Origin of the sequence: Bacillus sp. FSL R9-9530 (assembly GCF_038008145.1) — a bacterium.
GTDB lineage: Bacteria > Bacillota > Bacilli > Bacillales > Bacillaceae_G > Bacillus_A > Bacillus_A mycoides.
The window spans coordinates 4,080,882-4,092,567 of sequence record NZ_JBBOYO010000001.1 but is presented as its reverse complement, the minus strand read 5'-3'; the positions used below and the strand labels follow the sequence as shown (position 1 = coordinate 4,092,567).

General features: G+C 34.7%; 2 protein-coding genes. Both read left to right on the top strand.

Annotated elements, in window-relative coordinates:
• Positions 1–17 precede the first annotated feature (17 nt).
• Positions 18–812, top strand: a complete 795-nt coding sequence (gene map, locus MKX66_RS20535) for a type I methionyl aminopeptidase (protein ID WP_080001788.1) — start codon at positions 18–20, stop codon at positions 810–812.
• Positions 813–1,598: 786 nt separating this feature from the next.
• Positions 1,599–11,315, top strand: a complete 9,717-nt coding sequence (locus tag MKX66_RS20530) for a SpaA isopeptide-forming pilin-related protein (RefSeq protein ID WP_341086987.1) — start codon at positions 1,599–1,601, stop codon at positions 11,313–11,315.
• Positions 11,316–11,686: the final 371 nt, after the last annotated feature.

Below are 11,686 nucleotides of genomic sequence, written 5' to 3'. Positions count from 1 at the left end.
GCAGGAGCAAAATAAACATGATACAATCGGATAAGACATATATTCGAGGAAGGACAGTGGTTTTCATGATTATTCGTAATGAACAAGATTTAGAAGGTTTACGAAAAATCGGCCGCATCGTTGCACTTGCACGCGAAGAAATGAAAAAGCAAGCGAAGCCAGGTATGACAACGAAAGAGCTTGATTTAATTGGTAAAAAAGTATTAGATGAGCACGGTGCTATTTCAGCGCCTGAAAAAGAATATAAATTCCCAGGTGTAACTTGCATTAGTGTAAACGAAGAAGTTGCTCACGGCATTCCAAGCGATCGCGTATTAAAAGAAGGCGATTTAGTAAACGTAGACGTATCGGCCGCACTTGACGGATATTATGCAGATACAGGTATCTCATTTGTTCTTGGCGACGATGAAGAAAAAGAAAAACTTTGCCAAGCAGCAGTAGACTCATTTTGGGAAGCAATGAAAAAAGTAAAAGCTGGCTCAAAACAAAATCAAATTGGTCGTGCTGTTTCTAACTTTGCACATAAAAGTGGATATAACGTTATTCAAAACTTAACTGGTCACGGTATTGGTCTTAGCTTACACGAAGCTCCAAACCACATTTTAAGCTACTATGATCCAATGGATAATGCGCTTCTAAAAGACGGCCTTGTTATCGCTGTAGAACCATTTATTTCTATGAAAGCTGATCATATTATTGAGCGCGGTGATGATGGTTGGACATTCGTTACACCAGACAAAAGCCTTGTTGCACAATGTGAACATACAGTTGTCGTAACACGCGGTGAACCGATTATTTTAACAGAAATATAAAATAAAAAACGATCGATTTGTAGATTTCTTCTACTAAAACGGTCGTTTTTTTCACTTTTGGAAAATATATGAAATGTTATTGAACTCTTTATCATTTAAGTATATAATCTTTAGCGGAGGTTATTCATCATTATCTTTAACAAAAGATGATATCACTATAGTTTGAAATACCTTCTTTTTTATTATGTAAAATAACTTCAAAAATGACCGGAGAAATGATTTAGTCGAATATTCTAAACACCTTATATTCGTCTAATATGTAAGGAACAATAATACCTAAACTTCGGTCCACTAAGCGTACAACTCTCTTTTGACAAAACAGATAACTATGTTCAAAGTACATATTGTCTTCATCCTGACCAAAATCAACCCTATCTAGATTTTTATTTCCACATAACTTTAAGGCGAAAAACTGGCCTTCACAATGGGATACATTACTTTGGTTAGCATGTATCGTAAAACTTACCTTTATAACCATTCTTTTTTACCAACTTTACATGAAAATCATCTCACATATAAAGGGCTGATATCGTTCCTTTTATCAGTGTTTTTTCGACATTTTTTGTCGAATTATGCATATTTCATTCCATATAACTGTTTGAATATGCATTTTGTTTTACGTTATACATAATATTACTTTGAACATAATTTGTTTTTATCAGAGAACGTGTATAGAAACGGAGGGATAGTAAAAACAAATAGCTTATAACAAATAACTTTTTTATATTCCATTTGTTCATATGGAATAAGTCCCCAATGGACAAATGAATGTTCAAGGGAGGAAAAATGAAAAAACTTTTAAATATATGTTTAATTGTATTTGTACTATTTTCACAGTTTATTAGTTTCCCATACAATCAAGCAAAAGCTGAAACGTTAAAGGAAACTTCTTTATTTGACACTGTTGAAATGAAAGATGCAACTGGTCATATTATTGACGAAGCATTAAATCCTAAAAACTTAATAAAGTTAGGATCCACCATTCAGTTAGAATATGCTTGGTCAATAAAAGATTCTCAAGTTTTACATGCAAACGATACAGCAGTGCTTCAAATACCACTTGCATTAAAAGTATCTAAAGATACGCAAGGAGATTTGGTGGTTGATCAAAAACATATTGGTCAATATTTTGTGACAGCTAAAGATAACAAACTGAAACTAATATTTAATGATCAAGTAGAAACTTCAAAAGATGCTAAAGGTAAAATTAAACTTGAAACTGTATTTAATCCAACTTTAAAATCCGATACAAAATCAGTTCAAATTGCTTTTCCTTTAGGTACGATGATTCATTCTATATCCGTTCCTGTTCAATTGGAAGATACTAAAGATAAAGAACAACCGGTTAAAGAAGCTGAAAAAGATGTAGCTAAACCTGCTACCGGGAAGCAAGAACAAGATCCAGCTAAGCCTGCTACTGAGAATCCGGAACAAAATGCAGCTAACAAACCTGCTGAGAATCCAGAACAAAACACAGCTAGCAAACCTGCTGGAAATCCAGAACAAAACGCAGCTAACAAACCTGCTAAGAATCTAGAACAAGACCCAACTAACAAAACTGCTGAGAATCCGGAACAAAATACAGCTAACAAGCCTGCTGAGAATCCGGAACAAGAGTCAGTTAACAACCCTACTGAGAATCCGGATCCATCTCCCAAACAAATAACGGAGAAAATTTTAACAAGTGTAAAATTGACGGACAAGGATGGGAAACCATTTAATAACGATGATAATCGTCCGAGCACAGATTCCCCTGCCAACATTGAGTTTGAATGGGAGCTGTTAAAATCAATGAATGTAAAAAGTGGAGATTACTATATTTTTGATCTTCCGAAACATTTTAAGATTTACAATACAATTAAAAGCCCCTTATATGATGATAAAAATAATGTGATTGGGGAATTTATCGTTACAAAAGATGGGAAAGTCACCATGACATTTAACGAATATGTTGAAACCCATCCAGATGTTGTTGGTAATCTTAAATTAAAAACAGAGTTCAATAAAGACGAAATCAAAGGGACAACAACACAGGAAATTCCTTTCCCAATTAAGGATAAAGATGTTTCTATTACAATTGATTTCAAACCAAATATAGAAACAGCTACGAACAAAAAAGGATTGCCTGATAGACCAATTAATACAAATGAAATTAATTGGACAGTAGAAATGAATAAAACGAAGGATACCCTTACAAACGCTGTTTTCAAAGATAATATTCCACAAGGTACAAGCCTAAATAAAGACTCTATTAAAGTTTATCATTTAGATGTGGATATTAACGGGAACGTAAAACGTGGTGCGGAAGCTGACCCAAGTGAGTACAAAATCGTTTCATCCGATGGTTCAAAATTAGAGATTGCTTTTAAGGATAAAATCAATCAAGCGTATCAAATTGAATATGCAACAAAAATAACCGATGAAAATGCAACGAATTTCAGAAATGATGTCACGATAACAAGCGATAATCAGTCCCAACAAAAAGCAAATGCCACTGTAACTGTATCTCGTGGTACACATTTAGATAAAACAAGTAAATATGATCCCAAGACACAAACAATCGAATGGACAATTACTTACAATGGCGATCAAAGAGATATCAAAAAAGCAGATGCGATTTTAAAAGATGTTTTTGACGATGCACATGTACTAGATGAAAATTCTATTGTCGTAAAAAATGCTTCCTATGATGATAAAGGAAAGCTCGTAACAGGAGAAGCTGTTACTAACTACACTGTAAGTAAAAAGAAAAATGGATTCGACCTACAGTTTAATGAAGATATTAACAGTGCTTATGTAATCACTTATAAAACAAAGCCAACTGATAAAGTCATAAAAGATGGAAAAGTCAAAAATACAGTTACCGCAGATAATGGTTCAAGTAAAGAAAATGAGGCTAGCTTCAAGCAGCAAAACATTATTAAATCTAATAATAAAGCTGACACAAACTACAAAGACAAAACAACAACTTGGACAATTATAGTAAATAATAACAACTATCCATTAAACAACGCGACCATTACGGATACCTTTGATCATGGTGGATTGCAATTAAAAGATAAGCAACTAGAAATTAAAGACGGAGATTATACTCTTCAAGCTGGGACTGACTATGTTTTAGATGTGACGGATAAAGGTTTCAATATTACTCTTATAGGTACATATCAGTCTAATATGACAAAGACATTAGTCGTAAAATATACTACAGACTTTGATTATACAAAATTAGAAAGTGGCCAAACTTCATTTAAAAATACAGGTAACTTATCTTGGATAGATACCGATTCTAAGCCACAATCAAATAAAGATGCAGCGAATTTTGATCCTGATACTTTCACAAAGGCGAATGGGTATAAATACGGTTCTTATAACGCCCAAACAAAGGAAATTACTTGGATAATAGGCTTCAATTATAATAATGTTGAGATTAAAGATCCTTATGTTATAGACGTAATAAAAGATAAACAAAAGTTAGTACCAGGATCCATTGAAGTACGTGACATGATTTTAAATGGAAGCCCGGATAATGCAAGACCTGGTAATGCTGTACCAACTGAGCAATATGAACTTGAAGAACCTACAGATAAAAATAACAACACCCTAAAGGTTCATTTCAAACAATCAATTAATTCACCTTATTATATTATCTTTAAAACAAGCCTTGATGGTGAGCTTATCCAAGCTACCTACAACAACGAGGCCGATTTAAAAGATGGCTCTAAAATTGTTAACACTCTTAAAGGTGATGCTCAAGTAAATAAAGGTGGCAGCTTCGTCACAAAAAAAGCTGTACAAGACGACAACTATATTAATTGGAGTATCGCAATTAATGAAAGCCAATCAACCATCGCAGACGCGGTTGTAACAGACGATCCAACAGATAATCAAGTGCTTGTGGAAGATTCATTCCACTTATACCCGACTACTGTTGATCCATATGGAAATTTAACAAAAGATACAGCAAATGAATTAAAACAAGGAACAGATTATAAGTTAACGATCACAACAGACAATAAGACCGGAAAGCAACATTTCGAAATTGCCTTCTTGAAAAAAATTGATCGAGCTTATATTTTAGAATACCGCTCATTTATTAATGCAGACGATAAAGAAAAAGTGAGTAATAAAGCAAAAATCGCAGGTAATAGTTTAACAGTAAAAAATACTGAAACTACTGAAACGATTGAAGTTCGAATGTCTTCCGGTTCCGGTGGGGGCTCTGCTACTAAAGGCCGCGGAAACCTTGAAATTATAAAGGTAGATAACGACAATAAGAACGCACCATTGGCCGGAGCAGAATTTACTTTATACGATCGTACAGGGAAAACCGTTATCCGTAAAATAACAACAGACAAAGACGGTATCGCTAAGTTTAATAACTTAAAACGCGATAAATATTTATTAAAAGAAACGAAGGCCCCAGCAGGCTATGTAATTAGCTGGGATCTAAAGCAAGGCAGACTTGTTGAACTTGGTTCACAAGAAACGACAACATACAAACTTAGCAATAAGAAATTCGTTGGTAAAGCTGTGCTTACAAAGGTTGATGACCTGAACAATAACGAAACACTTAAAGGTGCAGTTTTCGCCTTACTAGATAGAAATAACAAAGTAATTCCTGGCTACGAAAAATTAACAACTAATGAAAATGGACAAATTACTGTAGATCCATTGAAACCTGGAACTTATCAATTAAAAGAAATCGAAGCTCCAGTTCATTATGATCTAAATAGCCAACCAATCTGGTTTACTGTCTCAGAAGATCAAACAACAGTAATTAATGTAACTGCTAAAAATAGTCTGAAGAAGGGTTCAGTCATCTTAACGAAATTTGATGAGAATAAGAAACTTCTTGAAGGTGCCATTTTTAGCTTACAAGACGAAAAAGGTAAAGTAATCCCTGGCTATGAACAATTAACAACAAATAAAGATGGATATATTGAAGTAAAAGACTTACGTCCTGGCAAATATCAATTTGTTGAGACACAAGCTCCTCTTCATTACGTTACAGACCCGACACCTATTAAGTTTGAAATTGAAAAAGGACAAACAAAGGCGGTATCTGTCAAAGCAGAAAATAACCTAATTAAAGGTGGCGTCACTTTAACGAAAGTTGACGACGTTGAAGAAAATGTAACTCTTGAAGGTGCGGTATTTAAAATAGTCAATGAAAAAGGCGATACAATTCAACAAAACTTAAAAACAGGATCAGATGGAAAGTTAATCGTTAAAAACTTAGAGCCTGGTAAATATAAATTTATCGAAACAGAAGCTCCTAAGTACTATGAATTAAATAAAGAACAGATTGATTTCACTATTGAAAAAAGTCAAACCTCCTTCGTTTCTGTTACTGCAAAGAACAGTTTAACGAAAGGTGACGCTGAATTAGTAAAAGTTGATAACGTTGATAAGAAAGAATCTCTAGAAGGTGCAGTCTTCAAGGTTATTGACGAACACGGAAAAGATGTTCATACTGACTTAACTACAGATGCTGAAGGGAAAATTAAGGTTTCTGATTTACGTCCTGGCAAATATCAATTTGTTGAAACACAGGCTCCTGAGCATTATAAACTAAGCACAGAACCTATCAACTTCACAATTGAGAAGGGCCAAAAAGAAATCATCACTGTTACAGCAGAAAATCGTTTAGTACCGGGTAATGTTGAACTATTAAAAGTGGATGATGTGGATGGAAATGCTCTTGAAGGAGCAGTCTTCAAGATCGTTGACGAAAACGGAAAAGATGTTCATATGAACCTTATTACTAACAAAGAAGGTAAAATAGCTGTTTCTGGACTACGTCCTAGTAAATATCAGTTCATCGAAACAAAAGCTCCTGAACACTATGATTTAAACAAGAAACCGATTGATTTCACTATCGAGAAAAGTCAAACTGCTACAAAATCTATTACAGCTACAAACAGCTTAACTAAAGGCGGTATCGAATTAACGAAAGTAGATTCTTTAAACGATAAAGAAAAACTTGAAGATGCCGTATTTAAAATCGTTAACGACAAAGATGAAGACGTTCATACAAACCTTACTACTGATAAAGAGGGAAAATTAGTAGTAAAAGATTTACGTCCTGGCAAATACAAAATTGTCGAAACAAAAGCTCCTATTTACTACGATGTAAATATAGAGCCTATTGAATTTACAATTGAAAAGAGTCAAAAAGAACTCCTTCCACTTACATTTAAAAATAGCTTGACGAAAGGTAAAGTCAAACTAATTAAAGAAGATGATGTGGAAAGCAATATAACTCTTGCTGGTGCGGTATTCACATTACAAGACGCAACTGGCAAGGAAATTATGAAAGATTTAACAACAGATGAACACGGAATATTAGTTATTCCTGATTTAGCACCAGGGGATTATCAATTTATTGAAACCGCAGCCCCTGAACATTATAAATTAGATCAAACACCTATTAAGTTCACGATTAAAAAAGGTAGCAAGGAAGATCTTCCTATCCCTGTTACTGTAAAAAATAGTTTACTTACAGGTGGCGTCACTTTAACAAAAGTAGATGACGTTGATGGCACTACACTTGAAGGTGCGGAATTTATAATCGTTGACGCTCATGACACTAAAAAAGTAATTCGCAAAGGCTTAACGACTGATGAGAACGGTATAGTTACCGCTTCTGATTTACGTCCGGGAGATTATCAATTTATTGAAGTAAAAGCTCCAAAAGACTATGACTTAAGCAAAGACCCTATTCCGTTCACTATCGGAAAAAGTCAAAAAGAAAATATTACCGTTACTGCTAAAAACAGCTTAACGAAAGGTGCTGTCACTTTAACAAAAATCGATGACATCGATCGTACGATGCTGAAAGATGCAGTATTTAAAATTGTTGATATGGACGGTAAAGATGTTCGCACAAACCTTGTTACAGACGACAACGGCGAAATTTCTGTTTCTGATTTACGTCCGGGAGACTATCAATTTATTGAAACAAAGGCTCCTGAGCACTATGTGTTAGACGAAACACCGATTCCATTTACAATTGAAAGAAGTCAAACGAAAAAGATTACTGTTACAGGTAAGAACACTTTAACAAAAGGTAGCGTTGAATTAACTAAAATTGACGATATTGATATCGATACAAAACTTGCTAACGCTGTATTTAATTTATTAGATGCAGACGGAGAACTAGTTGAAGAAGGCTTAAAAACAAATGATGAAGGAAAAATTGTTGTTGAAAATCTACGTCCTGGTACGTATCAATTCGTGGAAACAATAGCTCCTGAACATTACGATTTAAATAAAAAACCGATTGAATTTACAATTAGGAAAAGCCAAACTGAAATTCTTCATGTTACAGCTAAAAATGCTCTAACAAAAGGTGCAGTGGAACTTTCTAAAGTGGATAACATCGATGACACTACCCTTGAAGGTGCAGTATTTAACATTGTTGATATGAATGGTACTGTAATTCATAAAGACCTTGTTACAAATGGTAAAGGGAAGATCGAAATTAACGACCTACGTCCCGGTGATTACCAATTCATCGAAACGAAAGCTCCAAAGCATTACGTTTTAGATGAAACGCCTATTGGTTTCACTATTGAAAAAGGACAGAAAAAAGCTATTTCTTTAACTGCTAAAAATAGTTTAAAACAAGGTAGCATCGAATTAATTAAAGTTGATGATTTAAACGATCAAACAAAACTTGCCGATGCTGTATTTAATTTACTAGATCAAAATGGCAAATTACTTAAAACAGATTTAAAAACAAACGGTGAAGGAAAAATCGTTGTTGAGAACCTACGTCCTGGCACGTATCAATTTGTTGAAACAACAGCCCCTAAACATTACGATTTAGATAAAAAACCTATCGTATTTACAATTGAGAAAAGCCAAGTAAGTATCGCTACTGTTACTATGAAAAATAGCTTAACAAAAGGCGGTGTGGAACTTTCTAAAGTGGATGACGTCGATGGCACTACTCTTGAGGGCGCTGTATTTAAAATTGTTAATATGAATGGTGATGTGATTCGCAAAGATCTTATCACGAATCAACAAGGTAAAATTAGCGTTTCTGACCTGCGTCCTGGTGATTATCAATTCATCGAGACAACAGCGCCGAAACACTACGATTTAAATAAAGAACCAATTCCATTCACAATCGAAAAAGGACAAGCTGAACCTATTTCTGTTACCGCTAAAAACAGTTTAACGAAAGGTGCAGTCCAGCTTTCTAAAGTAGATGATATTGATGGTACTGTCCTTAAAGGTGCTGTATTTAAAATTGTTGATATGAACGGTAATGATGTTCGCACTGATCTTACGACAGATGCATATGGTAAAGTTGCTGTTCCTGATTTACGTCCGGGAGACTACCAGTTTATTGAAACGAAAGCTCCTGAACACTATAAATTAAATGATACACCAATTAAATTTGCAGTTAAGAAAAGCCAAAAAGAACAGCTGCAAGTTACTGCTACTAACAGCTTAACTGAAGGTGCTGTAGAGTTAATTAAAGTAGATGATGTAAACCCAGATACAAAACTTTCTGATGCGGTATTTAACATCATTGATGCGAAAGGTAAAGTTGTTCGCACGAATTTAACTACTGATGAACACGGGAAAGTTTCTGCTTCCAATTTACGACCGGGAGATTATCAATTCGTAGAAACGACAGCTCCTAAAGATTATGATTTAAATAAAACACCGATTCCTTTCACTATCGAGAAAAGCCAATCAACTCAAGTTTCTGTTACTGCTAAAAATAGCTTAACTAAGGGTGGCGTGGAATTAACGAAAGTTGACTCTTTAGATGCGAAAGAACTACTTGAAGGTGCAGTATTTAAAATTACTGATATGAACGGTAACGATATTCGTACAAATTTAGTTACCGATAAAGATGGAAAAATCATCGCTAAAGACTTACAACCTGGAGACTATCAATTTATTGAAACGAAAGCTCCTACTCATTATGACTTAAATGAAGATCCGATTAAGTTCACAATTGAAAGAAGTCAAACAAAACATGTCTACGTTACAGCTACGAACAGCTTAACGAAAGGTAGTGTGGAGTTAATTAAAGTGGATGATGTTGAAGAAAACACAACACTTGAAGGTGCGGTATTTAAAATTGTTAATAAGGATGGACACGACGTCCGTACTGATTTAACTACTGATAAAAACGGCCGTTTAGTTGTGGATGAATTACCACCAGGAGACTATGAGTTTATCGAAACAAAAGCTCCTACTCATTATGACTTAAACGAAACACCTATTAAGTTCACAGTTAAAAAAGGGCAAGAAAAAATCGCTTCCGTTACAGCTACGAATAGCTTAACGAAAGGCGCTGTTGAACTTTCTAAAGTGGATGATGTTGATGGTACTGCTCTTAAAGACGCAGTATTTAAAATCATTGATATGAACGGCAACAACGTGCGTTCTAATTTAACTACTGATAAAGATGGAAAAATTAGCGTTTCTGATTTACGTCCAGGAGACTATCAATTCGTTGAAACAAAGGCTCCTACTCATTACGACTTAAATCAAAACCCTATCAAGTTTACTGTTGAAAAGAGTCAAACGGCTAAAGCTTCTGTTACTGCTACAAATAGCTTAACGAAGGGCGCTGTTGAATTAACTAAAGTCGATGACGTTGACAACTCTACTCTTGAAGGTGCTATCTTTAAAATCGTTGATCAAAGCGGCAATGATGTTCGTTCTAATTTAACTACTGATAAAGATGGAAAAATTAGCGTTTCTGATTTACGTCCAGGAGACTATCAGTTCGTTGAAACGAAAGCTCCTACTGGCTATAATTTAAGTGCTAAGCCAATTCCTTTCATAATTACGAAGGGACAATCTAGGGTTACCTCTGTTAAAGCTTTAAATAGCTTAACAACAGGTTCAATTGAGTTAACTAAAGTTGATATTGATCACCGTGGAACACTTGAAGGTGCCATTTTCAATATCTTAGACCACGATGGAAAAATAATCCGAGAAGGCCTAAAAACAGACCAACACGGTAAATTAATCGTAAATGATTTGAAACCTGGTAATTATCAATTAGTGGAAACAAAGGCTCCTGAAGGCTATCAATTAGATGCTTCACCGATAAGCTTTACAATTGAAAAAGCTCAAGCTACACCACTACAAATTACAGTTTCAAATAAGAAAATCGAATCTTCACCAGGTGGAGATGATAAACCAATTACTCCTCCAAATAAAGAGGAGAAACCAGGAAAAGAAACTTCCGAAGAGCTAGAAAAAGGAAATCCTGAGACTCACGGAAAAGAAACTTCCGAAGAACTAGAAAAAGGAAATCCTGAGACTCACGGAAAAGAAACTTCCGAGGAACTAGAAAAAGGAAATCCTGAAACACAGACAAACAAACAGCAAGATGATCGAAATATAGATAAAAAACTTCCAAATACAGGTCATAAAGAAGATCATACACAAGCAGCAGGTATCGTTCTTCTACTAGCTGGATTGTTAAGTATTTTAGCCACAAAACGTAAAAAACATTATAAATAATATGTTTTACAGCCAATCAATTTATTAGTTGATTGGCTGTTTTTTTTTGTGCAAAAAAGACGATACACAAAGTATCGTCTTTTTAACGGGGTGAGGCTGTCCAAAAGTACGGAAAACTCTTGAACAGCCTCGTATTTTCATATGGATGCCTTACATATATCACTGATGACAATTATGAAATGCGGAAACATAGTTACCATCACATGATTGAAACAAAAAAAAAGAAAAGAAACCCTATAACGGGTCCCTTTTCCCTACATAATCTAAAGTTTGGGTACACTAGATTCATGCAATGTAGGAGCCTTCAGAACAGAAAGCGAACCTTCATTTAAAATGATAGCATACATACATCCGCCGAAAATATGCAAATG